The 16,940-nt window shown below is 37.2% G+C and carries 17 protein-coding genes; all 17 read right to left on the bottom strand.

The genetic code is table 11. The features are described from left to right. Positions 1-299 precede the first annotated feature (299 nt). Positions 300-599, bottom strand: a complete 300-nt coding sequence (locus BV906_RS05495; protein WP_087972443.1) for a heme biosynthesis protein HemY — start codon at positions 597-599, stop codon at positions 300-302. Between the two features lie 126 nt (positions 600-725). After that, a complete protein-coding gene (locus BV906_RS05490; RefSeq protein WP_087972442.1) occupies positions 726-2,636 on the bottom strand; it encodes a TRAP transporter large permease subunit in 1,911 nt (636 codons plus the stop codon). A 41-nt stretch (positions 2,637-2,677) separates the two neighbouring features. Beyond that, complete coding sequence (locus tag BV906_RS05485) at positions 2,678-3,733, bottom strand: TRAP transporter substrate-binding protein (RefSeq protein ID WP_087972441.1); 1,056 nt, start codon at positions 3,731-3,733, stop codon at positions 2,678-2,680. A 356-nt stretch (positions 3,734-4,089) separates the two neighbouring features. Beyond that, positions 4,090-4,530 carry a hypothetical protein gene (locus BV906_RS05480; protein WP_087972440.1) on the bottom strand — a complete coding sequence of 147 codons (441 nt, stop codon included), beginning with the start codon at positions 4,528-4,530 and terminating at the stop codon, positions 4,090-4,092. 51 nt (positions 4,531-4,581) lie between these two features. Beyond that, the gene (locus tag BV906_RS05475) at positions 4,582-4,797 is read right to left on the bottom strand and encodes an alcohol dehydrogenase catalytic domain-containing protein (RefSeq protein WP_087972439.1); all 216 of its coding nucleotides are present in this window, start codon (positions 4,795-4,797) and stop codon (positions 4,582-4,584) included. Between the two features lie 66 nt (positions 4,798-4,863). Then, positions 4,864-5,697, bottom strand: a complete 834-nt coding sequence (locus BV906_RS05470) for an aldo/keto reductase (protein WP_087972438.1) — start codon at positions 5,695-5,697, stop codon at positions 4,864-4,866. A 144-nt stretch (positions 5,698-5,841) separates the two neighbouring features. Then, the gene (locus BV906_RS05465) at positions 5,842-6,780 is read right to left on the bottom strand and encodes an MBL fold metallo-hydrolase (RefSeq protein ID WP_087972437.1); all 939 of its coding nucleotides are present in this window, start codon (positions 6,778-6,780) and stop codon (positions 5,842-5,844) included. A gap of 415 nt (positions 6,781-7,195) precedes the next feature. Continuing rightward, a complete protein-coding gene (locus tag BV906_RS05455; RefSeq protein ID WP_087972435.1) occupies positions 7,196-7,972 on the bottom strand; it encodes an enoyl-CoA hydratase/isomerase family protein in 777 nt (258 codons plus the stop codon). Between the two features lie 24 nt (positions 7,973-7,996). Then, positions 7,997-8,974, bottom strand: a complete 978-nt coding sequence (locus tag BV906_RS05450; protein ID WP_087972434.1) for an NAD(P)H-dependent flavin oxidoreductase — start codon at positions 8,972-8,974, stop codon at positions 7,997-7,999. Between the two features lie 228 nt (positions 8,975-9,202). Beyond that, positions 9,203-10,354, bottom strand: coding sequence for a thiolase family protein (locus BV906_RS05445; protein WP_087972433.1), 1,152 nt, complete (start codon positions 10,352-10,354; stop codon positions 9,203-9,205). 21 nt (positions 10,355-10,375) lie between these two features. Then, positions 10,376-10,507 (bottom strand): hypothetical protein, encoded by a 132-nt coding sequence (locus BV906_RS20115; protein ID WP_342744348.1) that lies wholly within the window; start codon positions 10,505-10,507, stop codon positions 10,376-10,378. Next, entirely contained in the window at positions 10,504-10,632 is a 129-nt protein-coding gene (locus BV906_RS20110; RefSeq protein ID WP_342744347.1) for a hypothetical protein, read from the bottom strand. Before BV906_RS20110 ends, BV906_RS20115 begins: the two co-directional genes overlap by 4 nt. 1,192 nt (positions 10,633-11,824) lie before the next feature. Continuing rightward, on the bottom strand, positions 11,825-12,826 hold the full coding sequence (locus BV906_RS05435; protein WP_087972432.1) for an NADP-dependent oxidoreductase: 1,002 nt from the start codon (positions 12,824-12,826) through the stop codon (positions 11,825-11,827). Positions 12,827-12,852: 26 nt separating this feature from the next. After that, entirely contained in the window at positions 12,853-13,626 is a 774-nt protein-coding gene (locus tag BV906_RS05430; RefSeq protein WP_087972431.1) for an SDR family oxidoreductase, read from the bottom strand. Between the two features lie 63 nt (positions 13,627-13,689). Beyond that, the gene (locus BV906_RS05425) at positions 13,690-14,370 is read right to left on the bottom strand and encodes a 3-oxoacid CoA-transferase subunit B (protein WP_087972430.1); all 681 of its coding nucleotides are present in this window, start codon (positions 14,368-14,370) and stop codon (positions 13,690-13,692) included. After that, positions 14,363-15,058 (bottom strand): CoA transferase subunit A, encoded by a 696-nt coding sequence (locus tag BV906_RS05420; protein ID WP_087972429.1) that lies wholly within the window; start codon positions 15,056-15,058, stop codon positions 14,363-14,365. Before BV906_RS05420 ends, BV906_RS05425 begins: the two co-directional genes overlap by 8 nt. A 541-nt stretch (positions 15,059-15,599) precedes the next feature. Then, complete coding sequence (locus tag BV906_RS05415; protein ID WP_245843927.1) at positions 15,600-16,928, bottom strand: MFS transporter; 1,329 nt, start codon at positions 16,926-16,928, stop codon at positions 15,600-15,602. Positions 16,929-16,940 lie beyond the last annotated feature (12 nt).

Below are 16,940 nucleotides of genomic sequence, written 5' to 3'. Positions count from 1 at the left end.
CGGACTGCGCAACTTTGTGGTGCGATGGCACAACTTTAGAACAGGACTGCGCAACTTTGTGGTGCGATGGCACAACTTTAGAACGGGACTGCGCAACTTTGTGGTGCGATGGCACAACTTTAGAACAGGACTGCGCAACTTTGTGGTGCGATGGCACAACTTTAGAACGGGACTGCGCAACTTTGTGGTACGATGGCACAACTTTAGAACAGGACTGCGCAACTTTGTAGTGCGATGGCACAACCGTTAACATCCTAAAAAAAGAAATCGGCAACAGCGCCGATTTCTTTTTTTGCAATTTAGTGATGTCCTGATCCTTTAGATGGATTTGTAATGACAAATCCTTCATTTTCTACAAAGAAATATTGAATCCAGATTCCATCCAGAAACTCTTCCCGCGTATCAAGCAAAATATCCACATCTTTATCTGTTTTCACAATCTCATCATGTTCTGTTGGTGTATCAAATGAGATACCATAATGTGCATGGTCTCCATGCATATTGGAAATATTAACACGAATCATTTTACCTTCTGCTTCTTCCGTAGTTAACATATTTTTTAGTACTTTAGCTGCATTGCGATTAATTTTACATTTCATTTAAATATCTCCAATCCTATAGTATCTTTTTATTATCCCATGAAATTTTAGGAAATCCAAAAATATGCTTTTCAGAAGAAATCCCCGGACATCTAACCCGCGCAGTAAATTTTATAAACATAATGATTAACGCATCAATTCCACAAAAAACATACTTATTTCCGGAATATAGGTGACGAGCAATAACACAACAATCATTGCGATTAACAGAGGCATCACGCCTCTAATAACTTCTTCTATTTTCATCTTCGTTACACCAGCTGATACGAAAAGGTTTACGCCAACTGGTGGTGTAATCAATCCGATAGCCAGGTTGAGAATCATAATAATACCGAAATGAATAGGATCAATTCCTAGTTCCATTGCCATTGGCAGTAAAATCGGTGTTAAAATAACGATTGCCGCCAAAGCTTCGAGGACAAGTCCCACTAGTAACAAAAACACATTCAATAGTAACAGGATAACGATTTTGTTTTCACTAATGGATAAAACAAAACTAGCAACGGTTTCTGCTACTTGTTCCAATGTTATCAAGCGACCGAATATATTTGCCATCACAATCAGCAAGATAATAACAGCTGAGGTAACGCCTGCTGATGCAAGACTCTTATAGACACCTTTAAAATTAAGATCCTTATAAACAAACATACCAATTACTAAACCATAAGCTGCAGCAACAGCCGCCGCTTCAGTTGGTGTCATAATACCACCATAAATACCACCTAAAATAATTACTGGTACCAATAAGGCGAATTTTGCATCCCACGTCGCCTTTAATGTGCCTTTCAGACTAAATGAATCTTTGTCACCCCTCCATCCATTCTTCTTTGAGATAAAGAAAGTAACGAGTATTAATCCAAGTCCTGTCAGAATTCCAGGAACAATACCTGCCATGAATAACTCGGTAATCGACTGCTGACCAACAACCCCGTAAATAACAAGAGGATTACTTGGTGGAATAATTATTCCAATCGTACCTGCCGCTGCAACGACAGCAGCAGAGAATCCTGGATTGTAGCCCTGTTTAATCATTGCTGGAATCAGCAGTGTACCAATTGCTGCAACCGTTGCTGGGCCAGATCCACTAATTGCTGAGAAAAACATACTTGTAACAATAGCGACCAGTGCCAGTCCACCTGGTAGAAACCCTAATAATTCATCCGACAGATTCAATAATTTCTGTATAATCCCACTGTTACCCATAATTATTCCTGCTGCGATGAAAAATGGTACAGCCATAATTGGAAAACTATCAATACTTGTAAATGCTGTTTGCGGGAAAAAGTCAACTGGGATTGCATCCGTGGCAAGCACAGTTGCTAGTGTACTAATCCCAAGTGCAAATGCAATCTGCATACCAAATACAATAAATAATATAAAATAACCAAATAATAGCAATGTAATACTGCCGTCTTTAAATAGCACTGCTGGTAAAATAAATAATATAGATATACCGGCAGTCAGTAATCCGTCTTTCGCAGACATCCCCTTCATATCTTCAATTAAAGTTTGAATGAGACGAACCCCCATTAACAGGAAACCGATTGGTATAGCACTGTAAGCTAGGGCCATTGGTATACCTAATGCAGGAGTCACCTGATTTGTTTCCATTTGAAAATTGATTAAGTTAAATCCATAAGAAACCATAATAAAACTGAAATATAGCATAAATACACTATTTGCTGCATCAATCGCATTCCGAACATGCTTCGGGAAACGATCAACAACGATATTTACCCGAATACTTTCTCGTTTTTTAATGGCTAAACTGGCCCCGAGAAAGGATACGAATATAAAAATGTATCTAGCAATTTCTTCAGTCCAAGTCGTAATGTTTCCAATCTCTATAAACGTCAATACATACCGGTTGATTACCTGAAGATTGATTAAAAGGATAAAAACAGCAAAACCAACAACTACTAATATCTCTTCCAATCGGTGATCAATAAATCCCCAGATTCGTTTTAGCGGACTCCTATTTTCAGATGGAGGTTTCTCGTGGTTGGTGCTTCCACCAATTGTTATATCTTCTGCCATGTTTTCATCCCCTAATCATAAAATCTATTTTTATAAAGATACTATTCAAAAATATCCTCTCTTGTCTTTCCTAGTGTTTCTAAGATAATCTCAACATACTCCGGTTCAGCAATTCCTTCGACTACAAACTGATCCCATACCGGTTCAGAAGCCTGTTTCCATTGTTTCATTTCCTCTTCGGTAGGCTCATATACTTCGATTCCATAATCTATGAATTCCTGTTTCGCTATATCATCATTTTTATTTGCTATCTCACGCTGCCATTCTGTAGCTTCTACTCCTGCTTCCATGATTATTTGCTGATGTTCCTCAGACAAAGCATTATATTTTTCCAGATTCATAACAACGATATCCGAACTGTAGTTATAATTTACTTCTGTCGCATAATCCAACACTTCCTGATGCTTGGAATCCCAAAGTAATGAATAGCTGTTTCCTTCACCTTCGACTGTACCTTGCTGAAGAGCAGTAAATACCTCAGACCATGCTACAGGGGTTGGATTTGCACCATATTCAACGAAATCAGCCTGTTCTATTTTTGAATTCGTTGTTCTGATTTTCAATCCAGACATATCCTCTGGAACTTTTACTGGTCGAACATTATTTACAATCTGCCGGTAACCATAGTCAGGGAAAAAGATAACTTTAAAACCATTATTCTCCATTTGGTCGCGCACGATTTCACCGGGTTTTCCATCAATAGCAGTATATACCTCTTCTTTCGTTTCAAAAATGTACGGAAGATCCCAAGCAGTAAAATAGTTCGTAAAGCTGGTCATATTTGGTGTTGACGAGCTTGCCATTGCAATACTTCCCATTTGAGCACTTTCAATTACCTCACGATCATTTCCAATTAAACCATCATGAAACGTTTCAATAATAATTTCTCCATCTGATTTTTCTTCCACTAATTCTGCAAATTTATCAATTCCCAGTGACACTGCATGAGAAGCTGCTTTTACTTGTCCGAGACGAAGATGGATAGTATCGGAATTATCAGATTCCGCACTTGAATTTAATGCCAAATTCCCTAATAAAATAAGACCTAGAAAAATGATAATCATGATTATAGGCGTTACACTCTTTTTTATTGTCATAATAGCTCTCCTTCTATGATTTCTAATACACTACTACCGGTGATGCAAGTGGTAATTAGAAACGGTATATTAACTTAATATTCCGACTTTTATTTACCTAAGGATAGTTGTCTGGTGAAAAACATATACTTATTTTCATTGGAATAATAGTGGTCACTTAAATTAATCGAAGTGAAATTCATTATTTGCAGTTTAAAAAGGTGGTAAAAATGTATCAGGTGTACATAATAAAACACATAAAGACTGGTGTCAAATAGTATTGTTTAAAGGGAATAATTTATAAGTATTCTGTTATCTTGAGACCACTTTAATAATACTCAATACTTACTATTCCCCGATGTTCAAAAAAAAGTCGGTTATTTTAAAATATCCTTAAAATATATGTCCGTATCCATATGTTCTCCGTCTACAATTGAATACTTCTGCTTGCCTCTAGAGACGACCCAAATCATAATTGTATCTTCACTTGTCTGTACTGCAATTAAATTCCATTCCTCGCCATATTTTTCGTTCAACATTTTCACGATTTCCGGAGCTAATTGTCTTTCCTTAAGTTCTTTGATATTCATCAACTCGATCCCTTTTCTGTTTCGAACATCTTCACCCATCTCATCTGATAATTTACTTATTGGATGTTCATCAAGATAGTCTTCTGAAAAATACGATTCAACCAAGGCATCATTTTCAACTAACACTGCTCCATATGCATCCTGAACTATTGATACGACCGCTGGATGCATACATCCGCTTAAACATAGAATGGAAGTTAAAATTACTATAGTATTCAAACGTTTCATGGTGTATCAGTCTCCTCATTTTTTCATAATAGTTTCATAGAAGATTGTAAGCTATATCGAAGTGAATTTAAACTTTGAACAGCAAAAAAGAGAGGCAGATATTCTGCTTCTCTTTTTTATTATAACGGCCCGTTTTCCCTTCTTTACTTGCTTCACACCAGGACTTACTTTTTCAACGATTCCCAGTGGCTCGTGCGCAATCACACAATCCTTATTGAGTGGGATTGTACTCCTATATAAATGTAAATCAGAACCACATATTAGCATTGAATTATTTCCCTATCCCCCGTAGATGCATAATATAAACCTAAAACAGGGACCATGATAACACCTTTACTTAACGTCGAAGCTGTCCGGATTTGTTCCAACACGATCATTGATGTTAAGGTCATTAATTTTTTCCATTTCATTTTCTGTAAGTTTAAAATCAAAGATATCAGCATTTTCGATAATTCGTTGTTCCGTAATGGACTTTGGAATCGTAATGATATTGCTTTGGATATTCCAACGTAAAATAATCTGTGCTGCAGTCTTTCCGTGCTTTTCAGCAATCTCTATTAGTGTTGGATCATCTAGTAACTGACCACGTTTCAATGGTGACCATGCTTCCAATTGAATGTTTTCCTTCTCGCAAAACTCTCGTAGCTCGGCTTGAGTCAAATGCGGATGGAATTCCACCTGATCGATAACAGGCTTTACATTGCTATCTTTCATCAGATCTTGTAAATGATGCACATGGAAATTACTAACCCCTATCGCTCGGACCTTGCCTTCTTCATATAATTTTTCCATTGCCCGCCATGTATCCTTATACATGCCTTTAACTGGCCAGTGGATCAGGTACAGATCCAAGTAATTTGTGTTCAATTTCTTCAAGCTTCTTTCAAAAGCTTCCATTGTGCTCTCATAGCCTTGCTCCTCATTCCAAACTTTTGAGGTAATAAAAATTTCCTCTCTCGGAATGCCTGATTCTTTAATTCCCTGCCCGACACCTTCCTCATTATCATAAAATGAAGCTGTATCAATACTTCTATACCCATTCTTAATTGCCGTTTTCACGGAATTTACAACCGTTTTACCATCTTCAACCTTGTAGACTCCAAGTCCGAACCCTGGCATGTTGACACCATTATTTAATGTTACGGTGTCTTGTAGATTTGTAATCATATGTGATAGCCTCCAATTTGTTTTTCTTCTATCATCATATAATATTTTGATGGTTCATTAAAATATTAGTAACGATTATTCAGATATTGATACTAATCCCACTAGAAAATCCCCTGTATAACAGCAGTTATACAGGGGATAGGGTCAGCTTGAATATCGATAACATCCATCAACAAGTTCACGCACGCATTTATCTTCTAATCGTAAATACTCCAAATGTGCGAGAGTCTCTCCGATCGCAAACCGTGATTCATGAATGGTTAATTTTTTCTGGAATAATGCTTCCGAGGCTTCATAAACCGTACTACCACCCCGTATTCCTTCCAGTAATGTTTCCAACCGTTCCTCATGGTGTGCAATGATCTCATCAATCCGCTCATTTCCACCATAAAATGACTTCCCATGTGATGGTACAACTAAATCAACATCCAGCTGTTTGATTTTATTCAATGATTTTAAGTAATTTCCCAATGGATTTGGATCTCCATGGAACCAGTAGGAAATATTCGGTGTAATTTTTGGTAAAATGTGATCGGTTGATAACAGTATATTTTTCTCCTTATTATAAAAGGTCACCAAGCCATCGGAATGTCCGGGAGTATGGATCACCTCGTATTCATACTTACCAATTGGCAGCCGCTCACCTTCCTCGAAATAGTGATTTATCTCCGGATAAGGTGTAACAAGTGGAACGAATTCCTTTGTATTTGTGATCATATTATTGGCATGATCCTCAGAGATCCCTGCAAGTTGATAGTTATCGGAAAGATCCTTTAAAAAATCATCCTGCCAGGCAAACAATCCAGCTTTCGCATCGATCTGTGACATGGAAACTTGTGCTCCAGTCTTTTGTTGTAATGCACCAGCATAGCCAAAATGGTCTGGATGATAATGTGTTACCAAAATATCTGTTACCGTTTTACCAGCAAGTTCCTTTTCCCATCTCTTGACTGTTTGCTCGTTATGGAGACCTGCATCAATTACCTGTATTCCATGTTCCCCTTCTCCAATGAAACAGTTGACATGGTTGAGGCGGAAAGGGAGATCAATGGTAACCATTTTAATTCCGTATTCTTCCAGCAAAATAGTTCACTTCCAATTTCATATTTTTATATGAAGATATGTTGCAGAGTATCGTGACGCAGTATATCTTCTATATCAGCATGCTTAAAACGATCCCTCTTTGATTGGAGCGTTCATTTTTTCTGGTTCTTTATAGTATCGATCACCACGATATTTCTACTAGGGGTGGAGCGACTTTCTATGTTTACTGTACAACTTTAGGTAGCGTTGCACCACTTTCTAGACCTATTGCACAGCTTTAAGCAGCGTTTGCGTAACTTTCTTTGAATACTGCATAACTTTAGGTAGCGGTTGCACCACTTTCTTTGAATACTGCACAACTTTAGATAGCGGTTGCACCACTTTCTTTGAATACTGTACAACTTTAGGTAGCGGTTGAACGACTTTGAAAGGTGCCGCGGAACTTTCGTTAAAACTATCTCCCTTTGAAAACCGGTTTTCGCTTTTCAAAGAATGCGGCAATTCCTTCTTTATTGTCCTCGGATTGAAGGAGCAGTGTTTGTATCGCTGTTTCCTGCATGTCATTCGAATCATATGTTAGTTCACCAGCATGATTAACTAATTGTTTTACAAACTGATTCGAAAGTGGTGGGCCGTCTACAATAAACTGGGCAAATTCTGTTGCACCATTTATTAGGTCACCATCTATTACTTTATTTACAATCCCTCTTTCATAGGCCTCCTCGGCAGAAACTGGCTTTGCAGAGGATATCCATTCTTTAGCAACTGCTGATGGTAGTTTTTCGGATAATGCTTTTACCAATCCTAGATCTGGAATAATTCCGACATTTGTAAAACTGCAGACAAACTTTGCATTCGTATCTGCTACGATAAAGTCTGCTGCGATTGCAATACTAAAACCCGCACCCGCGGCAAATCCATGTACTACACTTATCACATATTTATCCAATTGGCGCATTGTCTGAATGACTGCAAGTGCCTGTTTCATATATTTTAAAATCTCTGCAGTATTGCTTAAGCTGTTTAATGTTTCAAGATCCCCGCCTGCGGAAAAAGCCTTCCCTTCCCCAGAAAGGACAATTACTTTTACATCATCATCTCTCTCAGCATCCTTTAATGCATCTAGTAATTCATTTGCCATTTCCACGGATAGCGCATTCCGTTTTTCTGGTCGATTCATGGAGATGTAGGCAATCTTATTTTCCTTTCTTATGTTAACAACTTCCGCCATGGGGCCACCTCTTTTCATTCTTATTTAACGTTTTACAGGTTCTGGATAATTACTTACTACTCTTTTCTGTGCGTTTCTGTACTGTTCAAGCAGCTCTTCTGTAATCTCAGCGACCGTCTGGATTTTCTTCATTACTCCAACACCTTGACCGGCACCCCATATGTCCTTCCACGCACGGATATCCGGATTTCCAAGCTCAGAGAAATCAATACTTCCCTTCTCTGGCAGGTTTTTCGGGTCAAGTCCAGATTTTATAATACTTGGGATTAAGTAGTTAGCTGGTACACCACTAAATGCAGGGGTATAAATAATATCATCAATAGTTGATTCAATCGCTGTCTGGATATATTCCTCGCTTGCACCACTTTCCTCTGCAGCAATGAAATGTGTCCCCATATATGCAAAATCAGCACCTAATATCTGGGCAGCTAAAATATCTTCCCCCTTTGATATGGTCCCACCAAGAACTAGCGGTCCATTAAAGAAACTACGAACTTCATGGACAAATGCAATCGGGTTCAGTGTACCGCCATGTCCACCTGCACCATTTGCAATTAGAATCAGCCCATCGCTTCCTTTTTCCAATGCTTTTTTTGCGAATTTAATATTAATGACATCCGACAAAACAATACCGCCATATTCATGAACAATTTCTACGACTGGACTTGGATCTCCAAGCGACGTAATAACAATTGGTGGTTGATGCTTTTGAATTAATTCCAAGTCTTCGAAAAAGCGTTTGTTGGATTTATGGCTAATGAAATTAATTCCCCAAGGGGCAATATTATTATCCGGATTTTCTGTTCGCTTCTTTTCCAATTCCAATTTAATTTCTTCCATCCATTCATCAAGAATATCTTTTGTACGCGCATTAAGAGCTGGAAATGAACCGATAATACCAGACTCACAAGCACTAATTACCATTTTCGGGTTTGATATTAAAAACATTGGCGCCATAATGACAGGCAATGTTAATTTCTTTTTCACATTATTTAACTGCATACTCTTACAAACTCCTTTATTTTACTATTCTCCTTGTAATACAATTGTCAATTGCATAATCATATATTCTCTTCCATTACCTGTAAATCGCTAAAAATCTGAATAAAGATGACAGATTGATTCTATTTACACATCTTAAACTTATTCGAGTATTTTTCCGTATGTTGAAATGGTGGCGCGATTATCTTCATTTTTCAAGGGGCAAATGATTCCCCCTCACCACTTGGATCAATCTATTCTTTCAATGATGGTTGCATTTGCCATGCCATGTCCCTCACACATCGTCTGTAAACCATAACGCCCACCAGACCGTTCCAGTTCATGCATCATCGTTACCATCAACCTTGCACCACTCGCACCAAGCGGATGACCAAGGGCAATTGCACCACCATTTGGATTTAACTTATCCGGGTCTGCACCTGTTTCTTTCAGCCATGCCATCGGGACGGAAGCAAATGCCTCATTCACTTCGAAAACATCGATATCTTCAATGGTAAGTCCAGCCTTTTGCAATACTTTTTCGGTTGCTGGAATGGGACCTGTCAGCATTAATGTTGGATCAGATCCTACGACTGTTCTAGCAAGCACCTTAAATTTGGGTTTTAAGCCGAGTTCTTCTGCCTTTTCACGCGACATCAAAAGAATTGCTGCTGCACCATCACTGATTTGACTTGCATTTCCAGCTGTAATCGCTCCATCTTCTTTAAAAGCAGGTTTCAAGCCGCCAAGCTTCTCAACAGTAGAATTTTCACGTGGCCCTTCATCTTCTTTCATAACAATTTGAGTTCCGTCAGCACGCAAAAATTCAAGAGGCATTATTTCCTTTTCAAAATTCCCCTTGCTTCTTGCTGCAATTGCTTTTTCATGACTTTCCACGGAGAATGCATCCATTTCTTCTCTACTTATATTCCACTTTCTAGCAATCCGATCAGCAGAGAGTCCTTGATTAATAATTTCATATTTTGATGTTAGCTTTTCACTTAATTTAACACCCTGCTTATTGGAACCCATTGGGACACGAGACATGTTTTCAATACCTGCTGCAACTACGACATCCATGTCCCCACTAATAATCGCCTGGGCTGCAAAATGGACTGCCTGCTGACTTGAACCACATTGTCTATCAATCGTAGTTCCTGGTACTTCGATAGGATAGCCAGCAATTAAAGCAGCTTGTCTACCAATATCAAAGGCTTGCTCCCCTGTCTGTGTCACACACCCCATAATCACATCCTCGACCAACTCGGATGAAATCCCTGCACGTTTGATTACTTCTTCCAATGGTTTAGCTGCCAAATCCTCAGACCTGATTTCACTTAAACTTCCATTCCTCTTCCCAACTGGTGTCCGAACCGCTTCAACAATAACTGCTTCTCTCATAATATATCATCCTTCCTATTTTTATTTCGGTTGCATCTGAATTGCGCCATCAAGCCGGATGGTTTCTCCATTCAACATCGGGTTTTCAATAATCCTTTGGACCGATTGTGCATATTCTTCAGGTTTACCGAGTCTTGATGGAAATGGTGTCATTTCCCCAGAGATTCTCTTGCCTTTTCTGGTAAGAAAGCAAATAACGGTGTTTCAAAGACACCAGGTGCAATCGACATGACTCTTATTCCATATGTTGAAATCTCCCTTGCAATTGGTAATGTCATTCCTACAATATCAGCCTTTGATGCGCTTTAAGCCGTCTGCCCAAGTTGTCCATCAAATGCTGAAACGGTCGCAAGACGAATGAAATGAAATATACCGATTAAGTCGATTTGTATAACTTTAGAGAAACTACCTTAGGTACAACTTTTTTCCAGAGGTTTTCTTGCAATTTCAATTCCTGCATAGTTAACGACTGCATAACCATTCCAAATGAATTAACTGCTTCATTTAATGAGGTTTTACGCTTTCCTTTTATGTAGATTGATTGCATACTCCCCAAGTTAATCGGCTAGTGCTTTTCCTTTTTCTTCATTTAAATCCAACAAAGCAACTTTTCAGCCATTTGATAAAGTTTTTCTAGCTATTGCTTCGCCAGTCCGTTTGCTCAGCCGGTGATGATTGTTGTGCTGTTTTTTAGTTTCATATATTTCACCTCTGTATAAGTCTATTATTCTTGCTTTGAAAGAATGCGGGTTGAATGTTTGATATGGTAATGGGAAGTTCTTTTATTACATTCTAGTGGTTATGTTAAACAGTTTATTGTCCTGGGAATTAGATTCTTTTAAAATCAGATTAAAGGAATGATTGTAATCTGATTGAAGTTTAAGGTTCTCCCGCAATTATAAACTAGAAAATACTACTTAATTGGGTAACTCTGGTTGTGGAAGTTTGTTTATTTTCAATGCCATGTTCACATGTAACTGTTGATGACATTGATTAGGGTATATTCTATTTACATTAATTTAGTAGTGAATAGATTTTTTTCTGTCATGAGGTGTATTTAGACGATAGCTTCCATTGTAGTTCGTAGATAGTCTTTTTCTGTCGGTGCGGAATGATGTGTTTTCAAATAATTTTATCCTTTTCTTTGTTGTCTTTTCCCGATAAAGTAAACTAGATAACTCCTCTTTTTGTAATCGTTTACATTCATTCTAATGAGTAGATTTTTTATTGTCAAGTGAGGGTTCTAAGAATTTGGATTTAATAGACTTAGTAATCAAGGAAAGACCCATTCACTTATACAATTTTATTCCAATTAAAGCTACTCCGATTATGGATTAGATTTTACTCTAACATTTATCGGAGCATGCTTAATTAGATTTCCTTATTAGAAGCTTAAATTAGACATTGAATAATAAAATGTATTAATCTATGTTTATCAACTTTTAACTTTTGTCCAACATTAATAATCTCTTATAGCTTGACCAGCTGCTTTCCAATATTTTCACCCTTAAATAGTCCCATAAAGGCCCTTGGAGCGTTCTCTAAACCATTCACTATACTTTCATGATATTTTAACTTACCTTCCTTTACCCATTCACCCAATTGCTCTAAGCCTTCATGATGTCGATCGGCATAATCCCCAACAATAAATCCTTTCATCACTGCACTATGATGAATTAATGAACCTTGAATTCGTGGTCCCTTTTCACTTTTTTCTTTGTTATATAAAGATATTTGTCCACAAAGAACTATTCTCGATTGAAAATTGATTAGAGTCATGACGGCATCAGAAATTTCCCCCCCTACATTGTCAAAATAAATGTCCACACCATCGGGGCATGCTGTCCTTAAGTCTTCTAATACGTTTTCAGCATTATAATTAATTGCTACGTCAAATTCAAGCTTATCCTCAAGGTATCTCTTCTTTTCCTCAGAACCTGTAATGCCAACAACACGACATCCATTTATTTTTGCAATTTGTCCTACAACTGTACCAACTGCTCCAGCAGCTCCAGAAATTACAACTGTTTCCCCTTCCTTTGGCTTACCAATATCCAGTAAACCGAAATAAGCAGTTAACCCAGGCATCCCTATTATTCCAAGTGCTGTTGATATTGATGCAAGGTTAGGATTTACTTTCCTAACATTTACTCCATTTGATATGGAAAAATCAGCCCAATCTAGACGTCCTTCAATAATTTCTCCAACTCTAAACCTTGAATTCCTGGATTCTATAACTTCCCCTACAACTCCACCAATTAATACTTCATTCAACTCAAATGGTTCAACATATGTTTTTATCCCACGCATTCTTCCACGCATATATGGATCTACAGAAAGGTAAATAGTTCGGATTAATATTTCACCTTCTTTTACTTCAGGAATTGGATTAGTTATAAGTTTAAAATCCTCCTGTTTTGGCATCCCTTTTGGTCGACTAACCAATAGAATACTTCGATTTGTCTTTTGCATTCTTCCATTCCCCCACTCTTAAACTTTTATAACGTACTTCCCCCATCCACACTCAACACGGTGCCAGTTACAAAATCGCTTGCTTGTGTTGCTAGATAAATAGCTGCACCCTTTAACATATTCTCGTCGCCAATTTTCTTTAATGGAATCGTTTCAACAACCCTGTCTTCCTTTTGATCCAAGGTCCCTTTCGTCATCTTGGTTCTGAACATCCCTGGTGCAATTGCATTGACATAAATATTATGTCTTGCCCATTTGATAGCTAGATCTTTTGTAAAATGAATAACTGCTGCTTTACTTGTCGTATAGCCAATCGTATTCGTCACTTCAGGGGGTCTAACTGTCAGTCCTGCAGCTGAAGCGATATTAATAATTTTCCCATAGTTACGTTCAATCATATGTTTACCAACTGCTTTACTTACTAAAAACGTTCCCGTAACATTAACATTCATTACCTTATTCCATGCTTCTAATGGCATTTCTTCTACCGATGCTCCCCAGGTTGCCCCACTATTATTTACTAAAATATCTATCTTCCCAAAATACTTAAGAACTTCATTTACTACACTTTCTACCTGTTCTTCACTAGAAACATCTAATGCATATCCTTTAGCCTTAACCCCATATTCATTTGAAAGCATTTCTGCAATTTCATCGCAACTCTCTTTTTTCCGTGAACAAAGTGCCAACTCACATCCCATTTCCGCATATACTTCCGCAATTTGTGCCCCTAAACCTCTTCCTCCTCCAGTAATCAGTGCAACTTTACCTTTTAAGTCAAATAATTCTTGTACTTTCATCATTTATCCCCTGCCTTTACTCTATTATTAGTATCTTTCATTTTGAATAAAATTTTTAGTTTATTAAGATAAGGCATGCATCAATTCTTCACGAACTACCGTTTTGAAATTCCCTCCTATTTCATAAGGTGCTTCAGTTATTTGATTTAAATCTTCAAATGAAATCTCCTCAACCTTTTCAACTAAGTAAAGCTTACTTTGACGTATTTTAAATACTGCATATTCTGTAATAATTGTATCTACTCTCCCCTTAGCAGTTAATGGGTATTTGCATTTAGAAAGAATCTTGGGCTCCCCTTTTGGTGTTACATGTGTAGTTGCAACAATTACTCTTTTCGCTCCCACTACAAGATCCATAGCTCCTCCTACTCCAAGTACATCTTTACCAGGAATTGCCCAGCTCGCGATATCACCATTTGCAGCAACTTGTAGAGCGCCAATTATTGTTGCATCTAGATGTCCTCCCCTCATCATTGCAAACGATAAAGAACTATCAAAAAAAGAAGAATGAGGCTGTATGGTAACTGGCGCTTTTCCAGCATTAATTAAATCTGGATCTTCATCTTCTGGAACAGGTGATGGTCCAACACCTAAAATTCCGTTCTCTGAATGTAAGGTTACTAGACCTGGAGAAAGATAGTCTGCCACCAAAGTAGGAATACCAATACCAAGATTTACAACTCCTGCTTGTAATTCTTGAGCAGCTCTCCATGCTATGTAACGCTTTACTGTAAGATCAGTCATTTTCCCTTCCCCTTTCTACCACCACATCGACAAATATAAATGGAGTTACAATTTGCTCTGGATCTAATTCCCCCATTTCGACAATTTCATCCACTTCCACAATTGTTAAGTCAGCAGCCATTGCCATAAGCGGATTAAAATTACGGGCAGATTTTCGGTATATAAGATTACCAGCTCTATCTGCCTTATGTGCCCTAACCAGTGCAACTTTAGCCGTCAATGATTCTTCAAGAACATACTCTCTGCCATTAAACATACGGCTTTCTTTATTTTTGGCTAGTTCTGTACCAGCTGATGTCGGCGTATAAAATGCAGGGATACCTGACCCACCTAATCGTAATGCCTCAGACAAAGTCCCTTGAGGAAGCAACTCAATCTCTATTCGATTTTCACGATACGCCTTCACCACTTCTTTACTCGTTGTGTAATACGTACCAATTGCCTTTTTTATTCTCCCTAACATAAATAAATGATGTAGATTCGAACCTTCACTAATGTTGTTACTTATAATTGTCAAACCATCTATTTCGGTTGTTTCAATCATCGTTTCCAACAAATACTCCGGAATACCGGAACGTCCAAACCCACCTACCATCATGCGCGCTTTGTTAGGAATTTTTGACACTGCTTCCTCAGCACATAGAAATTCTACATTTGTTATTATTGAGCCTACCGACATTTCGCTCATGCATGCTCCTCCTTAATTCAATGTAAACTATTAAAATTAGATTTCCTAGATAAGATAGATACTCCGCAAAATTTAATACTAACCGTATAGTATGTTTATAATATTTATTATATATCATAAATTCAGATAATTAAAGGGGATAAATAACCTTATATAAAAAGGAAAATGGTAAACATTCTTCCGATCCAATTTCCCCCAGCTTTATTATACTGATCTATAATTGTGCCTTTTTCCTTTCATCCTACTAAATGCAGTAGGTGGTGTTGACCAATAGTCAATAATTCCTAGATATTTGTATGAAGTCATTCCTAGCTTTTCCATCAAATATCTTATCCACTGTATTCCCTTAATAATCATCATATGACTTCAAGATTTTGATAGAGTATAATTTCTGAGACAGTTATAGTATTTGGCATTCTAGACCAATATTCAATGTGACATGAAACATACATCTCTCCATCTTTAGGCTTATAATTTCTAAAAATAGAATTAATATTTGCTGATATCTTGTAAATTAGTGATTTCGCACTAATTTATATTGCTAATCGTCTGATACTCCGGTTTCTAGCTTTCTCCGATATAAAAACACCATTAATATAGAGGTTATTGTAACAACAATTAGTACTATATAGATATTTCTATACATAATTACTTGCGAAAGTCCTTCTTGAATAGTAAGGATTGTTCCTGTAATGGTGACACCAAAAGATCCTCCAAAAAATTGGGTTAATTGCACAATCCCCATACCCGAACCAATTTCATCTACATGTAATATTTTTGATATTTCATTACGTACACTTGTTGATAGGGCAGTAAATCCAGGGCTCATAAATAAGTAGGATATTAAAATAGGTAAAGTTGAACTTGTTGCTAGAAACGCAAACAAAATGGTAGAGATTATCAGAAATACTTGACCAGCAAGAATAATAGATACGTTTCCAAAACGCCCAATAAGTCGTCCGATGAAATTTGCGGCAACAGCTGATAAAATAGCTCCGGGGAAGACAAGGAATCCAATCTCTGATGATTCTAATTGAAATATATCCGTCAATATAAAAGGCAATATAAACAAAGTGGAAAAGTAGACAAAGTATGATACAAAGCCAATATATAAAAGTGTAGTATACTTTCTATTCTTTAATAAATTAGCTTTGATGAATGGACTTTTCACCCGAAGAAAATGATTTGATGTTAGCGTTATTAATAAAATAAATATTAATATAAAAATAACTTTAAAGGTGGAGAAGAAAACCATCAAACATACGACACTTAAACATGTCAAAGCACAACCAATGGAATCAAACTTAACCTTTGTTATCTCCTCTTTAGGTAATAAATAAATAAACATAGGTATTAAAAATACAATCAAAACTGTTACCAAGAAAAGAAAGTTCCATCCCAAAAATTGATCAATTATCCCACCAAGAACAGGCCCCAAACCCAGTCCCAATACTGCTGCAGAGGAAGTTAATGCCATTGCTCTTCCGCGTCTAGAAAATGGTATGTACCGTGATATAAGTACAAGGGAAAGACTTACTATTGAACCCGCACCAATAGCTTGGACCAGGCGTGTAATTAGAACTAAAACAAAGTGCTTAGAGAAAAATCCTATTATCGAACCAAAACTTAGTAGTACTATACCTGTTATTAGAAGTTTAAGGATAGGTATAAACTCACTTAAACGACTGAATGTTAATGTAGAAATTGCTAAAACCACAGAGTAACCTGAAATAATTAAAGATGCAACGGAAATATTAATAGATAGATCAACTTGGACACTAGGTAAAGCAACATTAAACATAGTTGAGTTCATCGTCGCAAAAAATACAGCAAAACTCCAAATATAAATTATTTTTTTCTCTGGAATCACCTGACTATCCTT

This window comes from Oceanobacillus rekensis (assembly GCF_002153375.1).
Taxonomy (GTDB): domain Bacteria; phylum Bacillota; class Bacilli; order Bacillales; family Amphibacillaceae; genus Oceanobacillus; species Oceanobacillus rekensis.
The sequence above is the reverse complement of the archived record's forward strand: the minus strand, read 5'-3'. Positions and strand labels throughout refer to the sequence as shown.

Excerpts from the sequence above, each read along its gene's own strand:
- BV906_RS05495 (WP_087972443.1), bottom strand. The coding sequence starts at position 599 with ATGAAATGTAAAATTAATCGCAATGCAGCTAAAGTACTAAAAAATATG.
- BV906_RS05490 (WP_087972442.1), bottom strand. The coding sequence starts at position 2,636 with ATGGCAGAAGATATAACAATTGGTGGAAGCACCAACCACGAGAAACCT.
- BV906_RS05485 (WP_087972441.1), bottom strand. The coding sequence starts at position 3,733 with ATGACAATAAAAAAGAGTGTAACGCCTATAATCATGATTATCATTTTT.
- BV906_RS05480 (WP_087972440.1), bottom strand. The coding sequence starts at position 4,530 with ATGAAACGTTTGAATACTATAGTAATTTTAACTTCCATTCTATGTTTA.
- BV906_RS05475 (WP_087972439.1), bottom strand. The coding sequence starts at position 4,797 with ATGCTAATATGTGGTTCTGATTTACATTTATATAGGAGTACAATCCCA.
- BV906_RS05470 (WP_087972438.1), bottom strand. The coding sequence starts at position 5,697 with ATGATTACAAATCTACAAGACACCGTAACATTAAATAATGGTGTCAAC.
- BV906_RS05455 (WP_087972435.1), bottom strand. The coding sequence starts at position 7,972 with ATGGCGGAAGTTGTTAACATAAGAAAGGAAAATAAGATTGCCTACATC.
- BV906_RS05450 (WP_087972434.1), bottom strand. The coding sequence starts at position 8,974 with ATGCAGTTAAATAATGTGAAAAAGAAATTAACATTGCCTGTCATTATG.
- BV906_RS05445 (WP_087972433.1), bottom strand. The coding sequence starts at position 10,354 with ATGAGAGAAGCAGTTATTGTTGAAGCGGTTCGGACACCAGTTGGGAAG.
- BV906_RS20115 (WP_342744348.1), bottom strand. The coding sequence starts at position 10,507 with ATGACACCATTTCCATCAAGACTCGGTAAACCTGAAGAATATGCACAA.
- BV906_RS20110 (WP_342744347.1), bottom strand. The coding sequence starts at position 10,632 with ATGACATTACCAATTGCAAGGGAGATTTCAACATATGGAATAAGAGTC.
- BV906_RS05435 (WP_087972432.1), bottom strand. The coding sequence starts at position 12,826 with ATGCAAAAGACAAATCGAAGTATTCTATTGGTTAGTCGACCAAAAGGG.
- BV906_RS05430 (WP_087972431.1), bottom strand. The coding sequence starts at position 13,626 with ATGAAAGTACAAGAATTATTTGACTTAAAAGGTAAAGTTGCACTGATT.
- BV906_RS05425 (WP_087972430.1), bottom strand. The coding sequence starts at position 14,370 with ATGACTGATCTTACAGTAAAGCGTTACATAGCATGGAGAGCTGCTCAA.
- BV906_RS05420 (WP_087972429.1), bottom strand. The coding sequence starts at position 15,058 with ATGAGCGAAATGTCGGTAGGCTCAATAATAACAAATGTAGAATTTCTA.